This is a genomic window from Stenotrophomonas maltophilia (genome assembly GCF_001676385.1).
GTDB lineage: Bacteria > Pseudomonadota > Gammaproteobacteria > Xanthomonadales > Xanthomonadaceae > Stenotrophomonas > Stenotrophomonas maltophilia_J.
On sequence record NZ_LYVJ01000006.1, the window covers coordinates 193,756 to 211,987 of the forward strand.

Annotated in this window: 13 protein-coding genes and 1 other RNA gene; 10 read left to right on the forward strand and 4 right to left on the reverse strand. The window is 63.4% G+C overall.

Annotation, left to right across the window (positions count from 1 at the left end):
* The first annotated feature begins 733 nt into the window (after window positions 1-733).
* The 5 genes from ssrA to A9K58_RS09685 all read left to right on the forward strand — a co-directional run bounded on the left by ssrA (window position 734) and on the right by A9K58_RS09685 (window position 5,674).
* Window positions 734-1,087: a transfer-messenger RNA gene (ssrA, locus tag A9K58_RS09670) on the forward strand.
* 162 nt (window positions 1,088-1,249) lie between these two features.
* Entirely contained in the window at window positions 1,250-2,491 is a 1,242-nt protein-coding gene (locus A9K58_RS09675) for a tyrosine-type recombinase/integrase (protein ID WP_065199180.1), read from the forward strand.
* A 574-nt stretch (window positions 2,492-3,065) separates the two neighbouring features.
* Complete coding sequence (locus tag A9K58_RS20060) at window positions 3,066-3,200, forward strand: hypothetical protein (RefSeq protein ID WP_269194768.1); 135 nt, start codon at window positions 3,066-3,068, stop codon at window positions 3,198-3,200.
* A gap of 454 nt (window positions 3,201-3,654) precedes the next feature.
* Entirely contained in the window at window positions 3,655-4,563 is a 909-nt protein-coding gene (locus tag A9K58_RS19490) for a TIR domain-containing protein (RefSeq protein WP_005409129.1), read from the forward strand.
* Window positions 4,564-5,254: 691 nt separating this feature from the next.
* Window positions 5,255-5,674, forward strand: a complete 420-nt coding sequence (locus A9K58_RS09685) for a hypothetical protein (protein WP_065199181.1) — start codon at window positions 5,255-5,257, stop codon at window positions 5,672-5,674.
* 144 nt (window positions 5,675-5,818) lie between these two features.
* Here the strand turns inward: A9K58_RS09685 and A9K58_RS09690 are convergent, their stop codons facing one another.
* Window positions 5,819-6,184 (reverse strand): response regulator, encoded by a 366-nt coding sequence (locus A9K58_RS09690; RefSeq protein ID WP_155760470.1) that lies wholly within the window; start codon window positions 6,182-6,184, stop codon window positions 5,819-5,821.
* Window positions 6,185-6,726: 542 nt separating this feature from the next.
* On the opposite strand from A9K58_RS09690, the gene A9K58_RS09695 reads away from it, so the two are divergent.
* Together A9K58_RS09695 and A9K58_RS09700 are read left to right on the forward strand one after the other, a co-directional pair.
* Window positions 6,727-9,903, forward strand: a complete 3,177-nt coding sequence (locus A9K58_RS09695; RefSeq protein ID WP_065199183.1) for a hypothetical protein — start codon at window positions 6,727-6,729, stop codon at window positions 9,901-9,903.
* A gap of 272 nt (window positions 9,904-10,175) precedes the next feature.
* Window positions 10,176-10,388 (forward strand): helix-turn-helix transcriptional regulator, encoded by a 213-nt coding sequence (locus A9K58_RS09700; RefSeq protein WP_065199184.1) that lies wholly within the window; start codon window positions 10,176-10,178, stop codon window positions 10,386-10,388.
* 352 nt (window positions 10,389-10,740) lie between these two features.
* Here the strand turns inward: A9K58_RS09700 and A9K58_RS09705 are convergent, their stop codons facing one another.
* Window positions 10,741-11,058, reverse strand: coding sequence for a hypothetical protein (locus tag A9K58_RS09705; RefSeq protein ID WP_065199185.1), 318 nt, complete (start codon window positions 11,056-11,058; stop codon window positions 10,741-10,743).
* 1,069 nt (window positions 11,059-12,127) lie between these two features.
* Window positions 12,128-13,435 (reverse strand): S1 family peptidase, encoded by a 1,308-nt coding sequence (locus A9K58_RS19495; RefSeq protein ID WP_155760471.1) that lies wholly within the window; start codon window positions 13,433-13,435, stop codon window positions 12,128-12,130.
* A 361-nt stretch (window positions 13,436-13,796) separates the two neighbouring features.
* On the opposite strand from A9K58_RS19495, the gene A9K58_RS09715 reads away from it, so the two are divergent.
* The 3 genes from A9K58_RS09715 to A9K58_RS09725 all read left to right on the forward strand — a co-directional run bounded on the left by A9K58_RS09715 (window position 13,797) and on the right by A9K58_RS09725 (window position 17,793).
* The gene (locus tag A9K58_RS09715; protein WP_065199187.1) at window positions 13,797-15,827 is read left to right on the forward strand and encodes an esterase/lipase family protein; all 2,031 of its coding nucleotides are present in this window, start codon (window positions 13,797-13,799) and stop codon (window positions 15,825-15,827) included.
* Between the two features lie 66 nt (window positions 15,828-15,893).
* Window positions 15,894-16,766 carry a glyoxalase III HchA gene (gene hchA / locus A9K58_RS09720; RefSeq protein ID WP_065199188.1) on the forward strand — a complete coding sequence of 291 codons (873 nt, stop codon included), beginning with the start codon at window positions 15,894-15,896 and terminating at the stop codon, window positions 16,764-16,766.
* A gap of 172 nt (window positions 16,767-16,938) precedes the next feature.
* The gene (locus tag A9K58_RS09725) at window positions 16,939-17,793 is read left to right on the forward strand and encodes an endonuclease/exonuclease/phosphatase family protein (protein WP_065199189.1); all 855 of its coding nucleotides are present in this window, start codon (window positions 16,939-16,941) and stop codon (window positions 17,791-17,793) included.
* Window positions 17,794-17,812: 19 nt separating this feature from the next.
* Here the strand turns inward: A9K58_RS09725 and A9K58_RS09730 are convergent, their stop codons facing one another.
* A complete protein-coding gene (locus A9K58_RS09730; RefSeq protein ID WP_065199190.1) occupies window positions 17,813-18,076 on the reverse strand; it encodes a hypothetical protein in 264 nt (87 codons plus the stop codon).
* Window positions 18,077-18,232 lie beyond the last annotated feature (156 nt).

Consider the following 18,232-nt stretch of genomic DNA (forward strand, 5'->3'; position numbering starts at 1 on the left):
CGAGGGCCTGGTTGATGGCGTCGCCCCGGGCCTGACCCGGGGCGCAGTCGGCTGGCAGCGGCTGCGCGGCAGCTGCTGCTCGATAGACGGTTCGGGTCCGCTCACCTCGCGCGGCGATGGCCTCCAGGCGCTGCAGCAGCAGGTCACTGTCGCACTGGGCCTGGCGCGCAATTCCGGCCGTCACCTCGAGCGTGTCTTCGAGGGTGGCGGCCCGCGCTGCAGCTGCAGCCTCACGGCGATCGCCGTACTGCCTGACCTTGAGCCAGAGCGACAGGCTCAGCAGGCCGGCCAGGATGGCTACCCACTTCCAGGCTGCCCATCAGGCGGACACAGCCGACCTGATGATCACTGCAGGCGGCCCTGGCAGGTACCCGTATAGATGCGCCACACCTTTGCTTCCTAGGCGCTCAGCGCGGGCGAGAACGTCATGTGGGTGGCGCGCCAGATGGGGCATCGTGACTGGACGATCACTGCCAAGAAGTACGGCCGGTGGATCCCATCGATGGTCCCCGATGCCGGCGCCAAGGCTGCAGCGGTCTGGGACCCGCTCACGGCCCCCCCCCTGCCCGCAGCCTCCTGCTAGACGGCAGCGGGGACTGAACGGTTATCGCCTCAGCCCTGGGCGGGCGTGACTGTTCAGGAAGATTGCCGTAACATTCGCATCGTTAGGCGGGTTCTTGGTCAACATTTGGTCAACCAAGGGCCTGAAAGCCTTGCAATACTTGAAGAAGCCGGGGGTGCATTGGTTTCGACGGGGGTTGTGAAGTCGCCTGGCGCATGCCGAGGGGGTAGCTTTCCTCGTAAATCCAGCTGCAAAACTCTAGTTGCCAACGACGACAACTACGCTCTGGCCGCTTAAGGCCTAAGCCTCGAAACCGCTTGTGTCCATGCTCGCGGCGTAGAGTCACTATCATGGAATCGCGCTGGGCGGCTGCCTGTCAGCCTGGCACTAGAACACAACAGGCTGGTTCCCGGATGCGCTTTGCGCACCGTGCTGTTCGGGGACGAGATCCAACGGTGAGCTAAGCATGTAGTGCTGGGGATGGAGTGCCTTCGGACGGCGGTTCAATTCCGCCCACCTCCACCATACGAAGGTCCGAGAAGGGCCATGAAAGGCCGGGAATCCCTTGCAACACAAGGCTCCCGGCCTTTTTTACGTCCCGTGCGGTCCAGGTTGGTCCCTTGAAATGTGGCTGCCGGTGGCGGTAAGAATGGCGGTAACACGCCTGCCGCCAAATCAGTTACCGCCATGCCGCGTACAGTCGCCCCTCTCACCGATACCGCCATCCGCAAGGCCAAGCCCGGCCCCAAGCCGACCAAGCTTCGGGACGGCGGCGGCTTGTACGTACAGCTCAACCCGGATGGTTCGCGTTGGTGGCGGTGGGACTACCGCCGCCCAGTGACCGGGAAGCGCAACACCCTCAGCCTGGGCACCTACCCTGAGGTCTCGCTGGCCGATGCACGCGGCCGCCAAGCCGAGGCCCGCCGGTTGCTGGCGGCAGGCATCGACCCAGGCGAACACCGGAAGGCCGCCAAGGTCGCCGGAGTGGAAAAGGCCGCCAACAGCTTCGAGGTGGTCGCCCGTGAATGGCTGGGCAAGCAGACTTGGAAAGAGACATACCAGGTGAAGGTCGCTGCTTGGATGACAAACGACATCTACCCCTGGCTCGGGGCGCGCCCAATCGCTGACATTTCCGCTCAGGACTTCCTCCGTGTGATCCGGCGCGTGGAGGAGCGCGGCGCGGTCGAGTCTGCCCATCGCATCATGCAGAATTGCGGACAGATCATGCGGTATGCGATTGCGACCGGACGGGCCGAACGGAATCCCGTTGCCGACCTAAGGGGCGCGCTGGCACCTCCTGTGGAACGCCACCATGCGGCCATCACCGACCCCCGAGAACTCGGCGGGCTGCTGCGCGCCATCGACGCTTACACTGGCGACGTAACCACCCGCGCCGCCCTTAGACTCGCGCCTCTGGTGTTCGTGCGCCCCGGCGAACTACGTCATGCCGAGTGGTCGGAGATCGACTTGGATGCAGGCGAGTGGAGCATCCCCGCGCACAAAATGAAGATGCGTCAGCCGCACCTTGTCCCCCTGTCGTCGCAGGCTGTGGCGATCATCCGTGACCTACAACCGCTGACGGGCCATCGCCAATACGTGTTCCCCGGTGGCCGCTCGCCCAAGCGACCGTTGAGCGATAACGCGCTCACCGCCGCGTTGCGTCGCATGGGTTTCGACAAGGAAACCATGACGGCCCACGGCTTCCGTGCCACTGCGCGCACGCTGTTGGACGAAGTGTTGGGGTGGCGGCCGGACTTGATCGAGCATCAGCTGGCCCACGCCGTCCGCGATCCGAATGGGCGCGCCTACAATCGGACAAGCCACCTTCCCGAGCGCCGAAAGATGATGCAGGCGTGGGCGGACTATCTGGACGCCCTGCGCGCTGACATGGGAAATGTAGTCGTCCCGTTCAAGCCGAAGGCCGCTTAGAAGCCCTATCCCCAGGGCCGCGCTGCGTGACCTATCCGCACCAATGACCGGCCAAGCCGGTTGGCGGACGGCGTCGGCAGTCGCGGCGGACCGCCAACGCGCGAAGCTGTAGCAGAGCCAACAGCCCAGGCAGCCAGTGGCGAACCCCGAGCTGTCCGGCCCCGGTGAACCACTACCCGCAGTAGCGCAGAAGCGGCGTCCTGCCGCGACGTTCGATGTAGAGCAGTACACGACCAAGGCCGACCACTGTGCAGCGGTCGGACCGTCGGGCTATCCAGAAGCCACCCTCCCCCGGCCCAGGCGGGAGGAGTGCCAAAGTCCAAGGAGTAAAAGGAAGGCGAAAGTCCACGCTATACAGAATATCCACGATGTCGGCTCCTAATGTTTATGTCTACGGGCGGCTCTATCTGTCTTTTTCGCTGGCCCGCGATGGGAGGATGGCACCACAGGGATGGCTTGTAGCAACCCCCTCCGCTAGACTTAACTTACTGACACGAAACAACTTAATCCCACTTGCGGGATCAACTGCGTAAGCGGGACGAATTGCCAACGAGTGAAGCAGCCAGGGACACCCATGCAGGCCCCGAAGCCTTTTCGTCGCATCCTCCACTTCCACGAGCAACTGATGGTGCGCACCCGCTGGTATCCCATCGCGGTGGCCTTCGCGCTGGTGTGGGCGACGGCTATGGTCACCAAGTCCGCTCTGTAAGGAGACACACGGAAACCATGACTACGAGCAAGGTTGGTACGCTAGGGCGCATCTGTTGGCGGCATGAGCCATGAGGGCGAATCTGCTAATTGCCTTTCTCGTGGCAGGAGTTACCCCCATCAACCCGCTTCTCGGGCTGTGGGCATACGGTCGCGGGCATGCTTGGGCACTGCCGCTGTCGGCCCTATGGGGCTTGGGCGCACTGGCGGCGTTTTTCATCAACGCGGGCAGGAAGCAAGGCAGCATCCGGGAAGCACCAGACGGGCGCGACTAGGGCGTCAGCCAAGAGCATTTATTAGTTGCGCTTAGGCAAACAGCGCAGGGTACACCCACCTTCACCACTTCCCCGGCGCTCTAGCCGGACGCGGTGCGATAGCCAGAGACTGCCAGCAGCGTGACCGGAGTGCACGGAGCCAGCCGTGAGCAGTTAGTATTGCGGGACTGAGGAGAGCACATGAGCCAATTTCCCGCACCGTGCCCGATCTGCGAGACCGAGGGGGCGATCCATACCCCCAATGGGGGTGCCACCAATGTGAATTGCCCGGCATGCCGGTTATTCCGGGTCAGCGGAACTGCCGAAGCCATCATCAAGAACTGGTCCAGCGATAAGAAAGGCTGGCTGTCTGGTCGCGCTCGACGACATTGGGCGAGCACGCACAGGCATTACGTAATTGACAGCACCCTCCTCGACGAGATCGATGGCCCCGAGCTGAACACCGTCCCGAGCAAGCAGAACGCTCTTCTGGTGGACATTGCGGCTGATAGCAAGCACCCCGGTGCCGGTGTTATGAGGGGCCTAAACGATATACATGCCATAGACGCCAGTAACATCACCGAACTACGCTATCACATCCGCTCTCTTACGGAACGGGGTCTATTAAGCGGCGCAAACATGACATACACGATAACTCCCGCTGGCTGGGAGTATCTGGAACGACTGAGGTTTCCCGTAGGAGGAAACCGCTCAGACTTCTTTGTAGCTATGTCGTTTAGCCCCGCACTTCGCGACGCCTACGAGAATGGCATCAAGCCCGGGGCTGAAGCAGCGGGATACAACGCAAGACGGGTAGACAGCGTAGACCACAACGACAAGATTGATGACCGCATCATCGCGGGCATCCGTGGTTCGTACGGAGTGATCGTTGATGTTACGACGCAGAATGCCGGTGCGTATTTTGAGGCCGGATTCGCTCTCGGCTTGGGTCGCCCCGTGGTGTGGACTGTCCGGCAGGACGACCTCCCCAAACTACATTTCGACACGCGCCAGTTTCGCCATATAGTTTGGACTGATGAGGCCGACCTTCGCGAGCAGCTTACAACACACTTGCTTGCCGTGTTCGGACGCGGACCTGTTGCCCCTTGACTATCGGTATGCAACTTCCGTGACGCCCCTTACATTTTGAGTGATCCAGGAAGGGCTCCAACGGCGACTTAGGCGATCAGCTGAGCCTGCGGCGGCTGGTAGGGAGCGCCACGTCGCCCCTCCCCACGGACGCTTGCCAACGCGCTCAAACGACCAGCCGGTGCCACTCCTTGGGCAGCCCCCCAGGATCAGCCCGTGGGCGGGCGCCTGCGCGCTGTGCTCTTTCTGCGGTCGGACTTCCGAGTAGGGCAGCGCGTGCGACACGGGTATAATGGACATCATCGGAGGAATACCGCGACGTCCCGCCTCAGCCCTCCATAGGCGATCCCGGATTAGTAGTCACTTGGGCGAATTGCGGATGCTGCTGGCCTGTCACCTGTTACGTCACCCGCACGCTGTAACGGACTGAATCCGAAGGAAAGAGACTGGATTCCGGCACCGGTAGCAGGTGCGCGCGGAACATAGTAGTCATCTGTGGGGGAAGGGCCGCGACGGTCGTCCGGCACGCTCCCGGACGGTTCCGGATTTACTAGTCGTAGTAGGGGGAATCAGCGCGTCGCTGATCTCCGCCGTTCCCCGTAGGTCCATCCTCAGACCACCTCACCACCACCAAGCCAACCCTGCGAGTGCTGGGCCTTCGGGCCTCGGCGGCTTTGCCGTGCGCTTTCGCCAGGGACCGAAGAAGCAGACTATGAAGAAGCAGACACCACCCCCGTACTACTTCACGGATCATGACGGCCGCCACTTGGTCCAGTTGCATGTCCACGGCAGCGACACCCCAGCAATCACCGAGGCGGTCGTATGGGACAACGCCAAGCGCCGCTACGGCCTTACCGGAAGCGTCTACATGAGCAGCGACGGCCAGGGTCACCGCTACGTCGTGGCGACCATCCCCGGGAGCGGTTCGCACACCCCGCTGGCACGCCTTCTGCTGGGCCGACCGAGCGGCTACCGCGTGTGCTATGTGGATGGAAATTCCCTCAATCTGCTGCCAGAGAACTTCCAACTGGTCGCACCGTGGGCGGATGAACGCACTGCCGCTGAGGCATTAGCACTGCACCTCGCCAATGCCCGACAGGATGCCGAGTGCTCTAGAACGGGGCCTGCATGAGCCTCTATCCAACATCGACGCCGCCATCGATCAAGTTCATCTATCGACGGATCTCTACAGCGGCCCTCCGGTGCAGATCTACGACATCAAGCGGCGCAAGTTCCTTCGACCGCGTAGCAAGTGAGAAAGTGGCGCATGGAAGCACTAGCCCGCCAACGCGCACAGGCTGCGGTGGACCTCCATGATCCGGAATGGCTTAGGTAGAAACGGCCGAGTCTGATGCTCGGGGGGGACGCTACCCCTGGACACCCCCGAGACGAACATGAAGGGAATCCCAGCGCGATGGAGCACGTCGGCTATCGGGTAGGAGTAGTCAGCTCCCAACTGCACGTCCAGGACAGCCACATCCACCCGCTGCTCTGCCAAGACCCCCAAACCGACCTCCACGGAGTCAGCCCATATGACTTCGTATCCCAGGTCGGTAAGCGCGTCCTTGAAAGGACCTGCCACTAAGGGTTCATCCTCAACCAGCAAGACCACCATTCTTCGTACAGCGACTTCGAGTTCCACGGGTTGAGCCTGGGGTGGGATGACGCAACACTATCGACTGGTCAGTGTCTATCCGGCGTGTAGGCCGTCCCTCTGCCTCTTGACAAGAGTGTTATCATAGTAAGACCTAAGTATTACTATAGTGGGACTGTAGAGTTCTATTTATTGGTATTCACCACCAAGTAGAACTACAGTCCTCCTATGCACTCCTGGGGTGTTCCTCTGTCCTCCTTGGGTGCCTCTGCGGCGGTAATTCCCCGAGCCGCCAGAACGCGATAGAAGCTCGACCGCATCCCCGCCGCTAGGGCTGTATCGGGCACCCCCTTGTACGAGGCTTCTGGCGCACCCCAGCGCGCTCCGTGCGGCGTCTACAGCCTACTCGCATGCGCGCCCGCAGTTGCTGGTGCGTGCCCTCTCTCTGAGCGCGTCGCTCACAACTAGACGCTGCTGCCATCAGTGGAGCAGCGATAGTCGGTCGTACCCCACTCTTCACGTCAAATGCGCCGCGACCGGGAGGTCTCGGCGGCTTTGCCGTGGCCGAATCTTTTTTGAAGGAGCTGAACTTGTTTGAGAACCTCCCAGGTGCCGACGAGAACACCGTCAGGCCCGCAACCCAGCAGCCCATCGTGCAAGCTGTGCGCGAGCGCAAGGAGCAGCGAGAGGCCGCGCAGCGCCGGAAGGATCAGACGACCGTATGGGACGGATGGGGCGCTGCCCAGGCAAAGGGCGGCATCGGCTTCATCGACCGCTTCATCACCGAGCTGGGCTACGAGCCGCAGCAGGGCTATCGCATTCCCGCAGACGCGCGCAAGCGCTGGGAGTCGATGGGCCTGCGCCCGGAGCAGTGGGAGCTGTTCGGCCGGGCCACGTCCGACGAGCACCTCTCCTATCTGGAATCCGTGGCCTTTATGAATCAGATGGCGGACGACGACCTGGCGCAGTTTGGCTTGGGCGGACAGATCGCTCTCGGCTTCACCGACCCGGTGGCAACCGGCCTCGATCTCGCCACGGGCGGCCTGGGGTACGCAGCCAAGGCCGGACGCCTCGCCAACGCGGTGCGCTCCGGTCTACAGGCTGCGGGCACCTCCGCGCTGATGTCGGCCGCAACCTCCACCTACGACCCCGAGCAGACGCTCGCGGATGGCGTGCAGAGCGCCGCCCTGTCGTTCGCGTTCGGTGGTGCCCTCGGCGCTCGCCGGGGTGCCCTGTTCGACGGCGAGGTGAAGCCTGACGTGGTGAAGCGGCTGGCCGGTGACGACTCGCTGTCCGCCGCCCGCGTGGCAGGCACCGCCGCCAACGACCCCACGCCAGGCGTCCACCCGCTGCGCAACGAGAGCGCATTCGAGCAGGAGTTCACCGACAAGGCTCTGGTCAACGCGCACATCACGCCCCACTTCGCCACCGTCCGCCGCGACCTTGCCGCCCGCATGGGTAGCGCCAAGTCGCCGCTGGTGCGCGAGGCGGGCCGTCTGCTGTTCCGCGATGGCGTCGGCTACACCGATCGCTCCGTCGCGGTCCAGGAGTCCACCACCGAGTTCGCCAAGCGCCACCTGGCCGTCATGGAGACGGAATGGCGGAGCGGAGTGAACGCCGCATGGGACGCCTACAAGCAACGGACGGGCACCCATTGGTGGAACTTCTCCGAGCGCGCCAAGTTCAACGAGGAGGTTGGCCGTGCCGTGCGCGGTGCGCCTGACGTGTCTGATGAAGCGAGGACCGCCGCAGCGGCCGTTGCCAAGGCTATGCAAGACGCGCTGCGACTGGCGAAGGAGAGTGGTCTTGACGGCTTTGCGGAGCTGGCGCAGAACGGCAACTACCTACCGCGCTATTGGAGCGGCAAGGGCTTCAAGCGCCTTTTCGGCGAAATGCAGCTTCACCAGGACGACGTGATCGAGCAGCTCATCAAGCCCGCCATGCGACGTGCCTGGGAGGCCGCTGCCGACCAAGGCGGCGAGATCGACGACGAGCTGCTCGGGGCGGTTGCACGCTCCTATCTCAAGCGCGCCCAAGCGAACTTCGAGGGCGACGGGATGGACCTGCTGGTCCGCCCGCTGGACAGCGATTCGGTCGAGGAGATCAGCAATATGCTGACCGAGGCGGGCGTCTCGCCCGTGCGGTCGCAAGAGCTGCTGTCCAAGCTGGCGCGCAAGACCTACGAGTCGGGCAAGCTCGACCGTGCGAAGAAGCGCATCGACCTCGACGAGACCTACTCCACCACCATCCGCAACGAGGCTGGGGAGGACGTGCAGGTCTCGATGACCGACCTGTTCGACAACGACGTGGACTCGGTGATGACCCGCTACATGCGTGAGATCACCGGCTGGTCGGCGCTGTCGTCGAAGGCTGGCATCAAGAACCGAGCACAGCTGGACCGCTTCGTGTCGAAGCTCACCATGGATGCCCGCAAGTCCGGGGACGACGTGAAGGGCATCGAGCGAATCATCGACATCGGCATCAAGTCCACCTTCGGCCGCAGCACGGAGCTTGACCCTGCCAGCAGTGGAGCTAGATATGCCAGGTTCCTGCGCAACTACAACTTCGCCCGCGTAATGAACCAGGTGGGATTCTCGCTCTTTGCAGAGCTAGGCCCGGCCGTAGCTCATGGCGGCGTCCGCAACTTTGTCCGGTCTGGGTTTGCCGTGAAGTCCTTCCTAAAGCGCGGCGCTGACGGCAAGCTGTCCTCGCAAGAGGCGCGCGTGATGGAGCGACTGTTCGCACCCGGCACCGACTGGCTGCGCAACCCGCCGTTCCTGCGCCTGGACGAGGACGCGCTCGTGCCGCAGACGTTCAACGTCAAGCACGGCGAGAAGATCGACAACGCGATGAGCATGGCGACGCACGTCACCTCGGTCGCATCCGGCATGGCCCCGATCAACACGATGCTCCAACGCATCGCCGGTCGCGCCACGCTGCTGCGGCTGCTGGACATGGCGAACGCCAAGAAGCTGTCGGACGCCGAACTGGCGCGCCTGCGCACCTGGGGTCTCGACGAGAAGGCCCAGGCCGACGTGTTCGGCTACCTCAAAGGCAAGCGGCAGATCGAGCAGATCGACCCGGACAAGCTGCCGTTCCAGACGCGCGAGCGCATGGCGGCGTTCCTGTTCCGCGTGACGCGACACCAGGTTCTCGAAGGCGACGCCTCGGACAGCATCGAGCTGATGCACTCCACCACCGGCCGCATCGTCACGCAGTTCCGCAGTTTCATGGTCAACAGCTACACCCGCCACTTCCTGAACTCCGTCCACCACTACGACGACTGGCGCACCTACGCGATGGTCACCCTGTCCGCCGCCGCTGCTGGCATGGGATGGGCAGCGCGGACGTACATCAACACCATCGGCAACGAGGAGCAGAGGAAGAAGCAGCTCACCCCTGAGAACTTTGCCCGGAACGCCGTTGCGCAATCCAGTTGGTCGAACATCGTACCGGCCGTGACGGATATGGTATGGGCCGACACGCTGGGCAACGCCCCCGTGTTCAGCGGTAACCGCTCGACCGGCCTGGAGAACGGCGTCATGGGCATCCCGTCCATCGACCTCCTGAACAAGGTCTACGGGAGCGGTCGGATCGCTGGGGCGCTCCTCGACCCTGACCAACACGTCACCGAACGGCAGGCGCGGGACCTCTGGCGCATCTGGTGGTTCAACAACATGACCGGTGTACGCAACATCGCCGATGCGGCACTCCGGGAGCTACCGGACCGACCGGACGGGACCGATGCAGACGAGAGCGGTCCGTAGGGCTAGACCGCCCGTGGGTCGAGTCGAAACGTTCGCCGCAAATTTTCGAGACGGTATCTAACTACTCGGAACCTCGCTATCACCCCCCGGCGGCCCCTCCGCCTATTAGCGGCACGCTGAGGCCAGCAGCCACCCCCACCCCACGGTGCTTGCAAGCCTGCCCCTCCGTACCGCCAAGGCGCGGGAGAAGCGCGCGCCACCTCCACCATCAACCACCACCACAGCCCGCCAGCGGTCGCCCCGCTGCGCGGGCTTTGTCGTTTGGAGAAGCCATGCACGACCAAAACACCAACGCCGCCAATCCCGTTCGCCTCTTGCCCATTGCCGAGGTCTGCCAGATCGTCGGACTAGGCGAGAGCACCATATGGGAACGTACCCGCGCAGGCACGTTCCCAAAGCCGGTCAAGCTGTCGGAGCGGACAACCCGCTGGGTGTCCACCGAGGTTGACCAATGGGTCGCCGAGGTCATCGCCAAGCGCGCCTAGTCGGCATCCGTTGGCGGTAACTTTGGCGGTAACAACGGAAGCCTGCCCTTCAAAGTTCTGCGCAAATCAGCCACTTGCGCTCCATTTTCTGTAGAGCCCACCCACCAATACCGGGCCCGCAAGGGTCCACGAAAAGCCGGAATCCCTCGTCAGATAAGGGGTTCCGGCTTTTTCGTTTTCCACCCTTGTCCATGCCGTTCCGTTGCAGGCCATGAGACGGTGGGGGTATATCTAGGGGTATCGCACCGCCCACGAAAAGCCGATACCCCCATGCCCCTGACCGACCTCGCGATCCGCCAGCGAAGCCAGCCGACAAGCCTCAGAAGCTCTCCGACGCTGGCGGCCTGTACCTCTACGTCACCGTTGCCGGTGCCAAGAGCTGGCGCTGAAAATATCGCTTCGGCGGCAGGCCGAGCGGCTCGGGCGGCAGCGGGATCGGGGTGTTGTCGGTGAGGCGAGCCACCGCCGCGCGCAGCGGCAGCTCCGGGTAGAGCCTGGCCGCGCACCAGCGTTCGGCATACTGCTTGCCCTGGGCGATGCTCGCCGCCCGGACTTCCTTGGTCTGCCACACCTTCCGGGCGTCCAGGTGCAGGTGCGCGCCGCAGTCCCTGGCCGGCGACACCTTGGCGATCTGCCGGCCGCTCCACCAAAGCACCCAGCCGTACTCCATCTTGACCCACCCTGCGGGATCGTGGCGGTGCGGATGCCTTGGTAGCCGTGCGACGGAAGCATGGCCGGAACGATACGGCCGGTGTTCGCAGATCCTGCGAACGAGCTGGCCACCTTCCTTAATCGTTCGGGCAGAGCCGAGCCTGGGCTCAGCTCTTCGGTGTCCCACCAATTGTTAAGCCCTGCATCGGCAGTTTGACGAAATCGTCAATTTGCCCGAATCCGAGGGTCGAGCCTGGCTCGGCTCTGTGCCTGCGCGGCGTTGCTCAGGCGCCCCGGGTTGAGCTGCCTGCGGCCCAGGTCCGGAACTGTCTGGATTACATCTCCGCGCCGGATCGCGCAATCGGGCGTTCCTTCCTTCAAGTCCCCGTAGATGCCCATTTCCTAACTTTGCGCGCGCCATTTTGCGCAGTTCGCCCTCAGGCAGCCTGCTGTAAGAAGTAATTCCGATAACCAGCGCTGAATGAAATCCAGTCACTCAAGTCAATTTGGAGCGCCCGATTCTTCACGCGAAGTCCCGCATTTTCACGGCTGATCATGCGGAAACACTCTCGACCACGCCCTGCAAATTCGGGCTCGAGCGGAGGGGATTGCACATCGGCGCGTCAGTTCTACTCTTACCCCAACTCCAACGGCCCAACAGCCATGTCAAAGAAGAAAGCGCGCCAATTCTAGGCCACCATCGTCATCTTCATGCTGCTGCAACAATCGCACGTCACTAAGGCTCCTGCGGAGCAATCCGCTGCAATTTGTAACCCGGCAGCGTGACGGCCCCTATGCGGCAAGCCTATGCTCGTAGAATGGGTGCCACTTGTCGTCAAAGATCCGATACAGGGTGGCTAGGTTGGTGACTCAGGTATCGGGCAGCTTTGGAAAAAATCTGAAACAGCAAGTGTCCCTCACCCGCGATGAGGCGGCCCGCCGACGATCCATCCGACGATGAAGCATCGTTCACGACGCTGGAATTCTCTGGCGAAATCGAGATAGTAGGCGAGCCACGCCACATAAATAGGACCGTAGTGAATAGTATCCAAGCGCGGCCGCCCAGTGATCCATGGCTATTTGCCACCCTAAAGCAGAATGAGCCCTTTATCGGCAACCCTGTTTATAGGCATAACTATAAGCGCCGGGCATTGGCCGGGCGCCGTTCCCGTCGAAATCGCGGCCTTCGCCAATCCATAGGCAACTGAGTTGGCATAAACCGGGCCACCACTATCCCCGCCTGCACAAGCCAATGAACTACCTTCAACCCTCAGCCAAGTCCCCGTGGGGCAAGTCAGTGGATCTTGGTTCTCGCAGGGATGGGCTACGTCGTTGTAGATGAAATTATTCATGGTCAGTGTGCCGCACGACGCTCCGGTGGTTGCCCCCATGTGGCACATACGGGTTCCGATTGATGGAGCCGACACCTTCAATATAATGACACCACCGCAGCTAGTGAAGCTAGTGCAGTACACATCGTTGACTGTCACCCCCTCAGCGAAGCTGTGCCACTGAAAATCCGTCGTCCCGCCCCAGTGCTCTGCCTCCATCGTGGTAGGAAGTGCCACCGTCGGAAGTGGGTTTGGAGGGACGGCATAATTCATATAAACTGCAGAATTGGGGCAGTGCCCTGCAGTTAACACCCCCCGTTTGCCAGAGACTGGATCGCGAACAGTAAAGCCACCCGTGCAGTACTGAGACCCTGCGTTCAGCATCCAACCGCCAGGCAAGACGCCCGGTATCACTGCTGCAGGGCCGACTGAGGATTTCGCACCACTTCTCAAAACCGCCGGAGGAGCCGGGCGAGGTTCCTCCGGCACAAACGTGAACTTGACCGGCATCCCAAGAAGCCTCTCAACGCTCGCTTTTTCATCAGCATAGGGCCGTGCGTCCCCACTTTCTGATCTGATGTCGATAGCCACGTAACCAAAACGCTCATTCACGCCAGCCCCAATGAGGCCTGGAAGCATCTTCTTCAAAGATGGCCACGATGCCCGAAGTTTCTTATTCTGCTCATCCAGCGTCATCACCGCACCCAGTTCGAACACAACCGGAACCGGCCCAGCACTTGTCTGTATCTTTCGCGGCGCGACCGCAGCTGCTCCGGTTAGGCGCACATGGATTGCTTGGTTGGGATAGTCTTCCCAATAGAGCGCGGCAAGACGACCTTTAAATTCCTCACGCAGATCATCAATACCTTCTTGCGCGAGAATCTGGCGACTCATCTCAATCGCTGCCACATCCGCAGGCGCCCCGGTTGTTCGCGAATAATCGCCTATTTCAAGTTGATGCTTGCTTGGATCAAATTGCGGCAGTTTTTGCTCCAACTCCACTGCGACACCAACGGAGCAGACCCCAAATCCCACCAGAGCAATTAATACTTTCCACCCACTCAAAGAACACCTCCTTGTCTCGTCATATACCTCAAATTCTCATCCAAATCATTCCTAGCACTTAACCACCCAACTACGATCTCGATGAAACTTCAAAACGCACTGACCTAACACTAGAGCCACTAGATGCTAGCAGCAGATTTCCACGAAATTTGTGATCCAGTGAGCGTCAGCACCACGATTGGGGTTCCGGCATTTTTGCGCGTGCCATCCGGCGCCCCCCGCAGGTGGCCCGCATGTTCACCGTCCCGGCACGCATCGACAGCCGCGTGCACCCGCTCAGGCTCTTTCACTTCGGGCAGCCCGAAATCTTCCGCTTTGACAGACCGACCGCTAGAGTGGCGCCACCGCGCAGGAGGATCGCATGGCTACCCCAGGCTTGGGCTTCATCGGCCGCACGACCCTCATCATCACCGCGCTGCTCGCCCTGGGCGGCTGCGCGACACTGCGCCAGTTCGGCCCGTCGGTGCAGGTCGCCTCGGTCACGCCCGGCCAGTACATCGCACTCAAGCGTGGCGATATCCTCACCACCGGCAAGCTCAGTGCGGCCACCACGGAAACCCTGCGCGTGGCCGGCCTCGACGAAGCGGCCTGCGCCAGGCCGGGACTGCCCTGCATCGAGGCGATGGAAGCCAGCATCGTGGTACGCGAGGAGGACAAGCGTTCGGCCCTGGCCGAGCTGTGGTTGCAGCATGCGATGACCCTGCCTGCGCCAACGCGCGAGTACTCTGCGTCTGGCCGGGCCAAGACCGCGGTCACCGAACTGGATGCCGGCTTCGAGCCTCGCCTCGACGCGTGGATGCAGGTGGCGCGCCAGTCCTACGCCTACCTGTTCTTCACCGAGCGCACCGCGAACCAGCGCGGCTTCGAAGACCGCCAGACGCAGGTGCGCGACTACTACAACCTGGCCGTGCAGGAGGCTTCGGTGCAGCTGTACGACGCGTACGCCATCGGGCGCGTGCGCGAGGTCGATGGTCATTTCCGGTTGGGCCGCTGGACCTTCGCGCTGGCGCCCGGCGGCGATGGCTCGCCCTTGGCGGCCGGTACCCCCACCGAACTGGTGCCGGCGGCGTCGTTGTCGTTCACCGGCACGTTGCGCAGCGTGCATCGCCGCGATGGCTTCGGTGCGGAACTGGTGGCGGTGATGGAGGATCCGGCAGGCACGATCACCGCCGCCGCAACTTCAACGAACGCGGGAGAGCAGGCCAACGCACCCACCACGCAGGGTTGGAGCGAAATGCCCTCGCCGTCGATCTCGGTGCTGCTGCACTTTTCCGGAAGCAACCTGTGGGAAGTGCTTCACGACGATGCACCGGAACTGGAGATCCACGATCCCTACCAAGTCACGGAAGTCACCCTGCACGGCCAGCAGGTGCCATTGGCGGCCAACTTCACCGCTGGCTATGCGTTGTGGCTGGCCCGTTCCAATTTCAGCCGCCAGTCGCTGCGCTCGCTGTTCGGGGGCAAGGGCGGCATCGACACGCCGCATCTGTTCATGATGCAGCCTTACGATCCGGACCGCCGCGTGCTGCTGATGATCCACGGCCTGGCCAGCAGCCCGGAAGCCTGGGTCAACGTGGCCAACGAGCTGATGCGCGACGATGAGATCCGCCGGGATTTCCAGATCTGGCAGTTCTACTACCCGACCAACATGCCCATCGCGATGAGCCATGATGCCATGCGCCATACGATGGCCGCGGTGTTCAGGCACTTCGACCCCACCGGCACGGCGCGGGCCTCGCATGACATGGTGCTGGTCGGGCACAGCATGGGCGGGGTGATCGCGCGCCTGATGGTCTCCTCCTCAGGCGACCACCTGGTCGAGACGCTGCTGGCCACCGCGCAGATGACGCCCGCCCAGCGCGAACTGCTGCGCACCAAGGGGGCGCCGGTGCTGACCTTCCTGCCGGAACCGGAGGTGACCCGCGTGGTGTTCATCGCCACGCCGCACCGCGGCACCGATGTGGCCGGCACCCGCCTCGGCCGGTGGCTGGGCCGACTGGTGCGGCTGCCCCTGACCGTGCTGGAGGACGTGACCACCCTCGCCAGCGACGGCCAGATCGATCGCAACGACGGCAAGCACGGCTACCCGATGAACAGCATCCAGAACCTGGACAAGGATGACCCGTTCGTCCGCGCCGTAGCCGACCTGCCGATGTCGCCGAAGGTGCGCTACCACTCGATCATCGCCCGCGCCAGAGCCGATGGCACACTGGAAACAACCGATGACGGGCTGGTGCCATACTGGAGCTCGCACCTGCCACATGCCGTCTCGGAAAAGGTGATCGTGTCCGGCCACAGCGTGCAGGAAGCCACCCCGGCCATCGTCGAACTGCGCCGCATCCTGCACGAGGACATGCAGCAGCACCGGCCGGGGCCACGCCAGGCCCATTGAACGGCCCCTCATCGCACGTGCGCACCCACCCTCCTATGCTGGCCCCACACGCCACAGGAGATCCGCATGAACACGCAGGAACCCAGCCGCCAGCCCAGCCCCGACCCGGCTGAGCGCGACGCCTTCTTCCCGTCGCCCTACTCGCTGTCGCAGTTCACATCGGCGAAGAGCAACCTGTCCGGTGCCGACTATCCCGACGCACGCCGCGATGGCCGTTGGAAGGTACTGATGATCGCCGCCGACGAGCGCTACCTGCCCACTGCCGACGGCCCTCTGTTTTCCACCGGCAACCATCCGGTGGAAACCCTGCTGCCGATGTACCACCTGGACAAGGCCGGCTTCGACATCGACATCGCGACGCTGTCCGGCAATGCGGCCAAGTTCGAGTGGTGGGCGTTTCCGCGCGAGGACAGGGAAATCGGCGGATTGTACGAACGCTACGCGGCGCGCTTCCGCCAGCCTCTGCGCCTGGACGAGGTGGTCGCGACGCTCGGCCCTGATTCGGATTACGCGGCGGTATTCATCCCCGGTGGCCACGGCGCGCTGATCGGCCTGCCACAGAGCCGGGCAGTGAAGGCGGCGCTGCGGTGGGCGATGGCCGAGCAGCGCCACATCATCACGCTCTGCCACGGGCCGGCCGCGCTGCTGGCCGCAGGCGTGGACGAGGCCGACGGCGGGTCGCTCTTCCGCGGCTACCGCATCTGTGCCTTCCCCGACGCGATGGACCGGCAGACACCGGGCATCGGCTACATGCCCGGGCAGTTGCGCTGGTTCTTCGGCGAACGGCTGGCGCAGCAGGGCGTGCAGGTCGTCAACAACGGCATCGATGGCAGCGTGCTGCAGGATCGCCTGCTGCTCACTGGCGACAGCCCGCTGGCCGCCAACGCGCTGGGCCAGCTGGCCGCGCGTACCCTGCTCGACGCCCTGGCCGCGCGCTGATCCGGAGGACGGTTGATGCAGGTGCTACCGGTACACGCCGCCCGCTGTCGTGGCCGGCTCGAAGGCTGTTGGCTGGCTGCCGCACGCGAATCGCCCATCCCGGCATAGCCCCGGCCATGCCCGCCGTGGCATGCTGCATGAAACCGTTTTCATGGAATGGAGGGATTCCACGATGCTGCTGCGTTTCCGCCACCGCGCGCTGACCGCGCTGCTGATGCTCGCCCTGCCTGCCGCCGCATGGGCCACCGCGCCGGCGCCGCTGAAGGTGATGTCTTTCAACGTGCGCACGCCGGCCGATACCGAGCCCGGCAAGCGCTGGCCCGATCGTCGCGATGCGATGGTCAAGGTCATCCTCGAAGCGCACCCCGCGGTGATCGGCACCCAGGAGCTGGTGAAGGAACAGGCCGATTACCTGTCCCGGCACCTGCCCGGTTACCGCTGGTTCGGCGAGGGCCGCCGTGGCGGCAGCGGCGACGAGCACATGGGCGTGTTCTATGACAGCAAGGTGCTGGCGGTGGAGGAATCCGGCAACTTCTGGCTGTCCGATACACCCGACGTGCCCGGCAGCATCACCTGGGGCAACCTGTACCCGCGAATGGTCACCTGGGCCCTGTTCCGGCGCCTCGATGACGGGCGCCGCTTCTACTTCATGGATACCCACCTGCCCTACCGCGACGAGGACGAACCGCGGCGGGTGAAGGGGGCTGAACTGATCGGCAGGCGCGTGGCCGGGCTGCCGGCCGGCCTGCCTGTGGTGTTGACCGGCGACTTCAACAGCGAGCCGGGCGGTGACACCTATGAAGCGTTCACCCGCGTGCTGCAGGACGCCCGCACCCAGGTCAAGGCGCCGCAGGGACCGCGCCTGACCTTCCACGATTTCACCGGCACGGCCACCGCGCAGCTGGACTGGGTACTGGTGCGCGGCTTCCATGCGCGCAGCTTCCTCACCGATGACCGCCGCATTGACGGCGTGCTGCCGTCGGATCATTTCCCGCTGGTGGTCGAGCTGGACTGGCCGACGCCCTGAACGGGCACGGCGGCCGTCGCTACGGCGGCGGCTGCCGCGACAGCATGCGGTACAGCGCCTGATGCTGGTCGCGTGCCTGGCAGATGCGGGCACCGACCGCAAGGAACACCGCGACCCCGATCAGTCCCAGCCCGAGCATCGAATCCGGCAACCGCAGAAAACCGATGGCAGCGGCCATCGTCGCCAGCACCAGCAGCACTACGACCGACACCGACAAGCCGGCGCCGGGCAACCCCGGATCGCCGAACACCATGCGTTGGGTATCCCGCCTGCGGTCGCTCATCACCTGTCCTCCCAAGAGCCTGCCCCACTAGTTACACGGCGGGCACGGGTTGCGGCAGAGGCAGAAACGTCACCACTGTGACGAAGCCCACGGCCTGCGTCGCGCCATTCCATCTTCATCAACCGACGGTGGAAAGGGCATGGCTCGCTGTGCCGG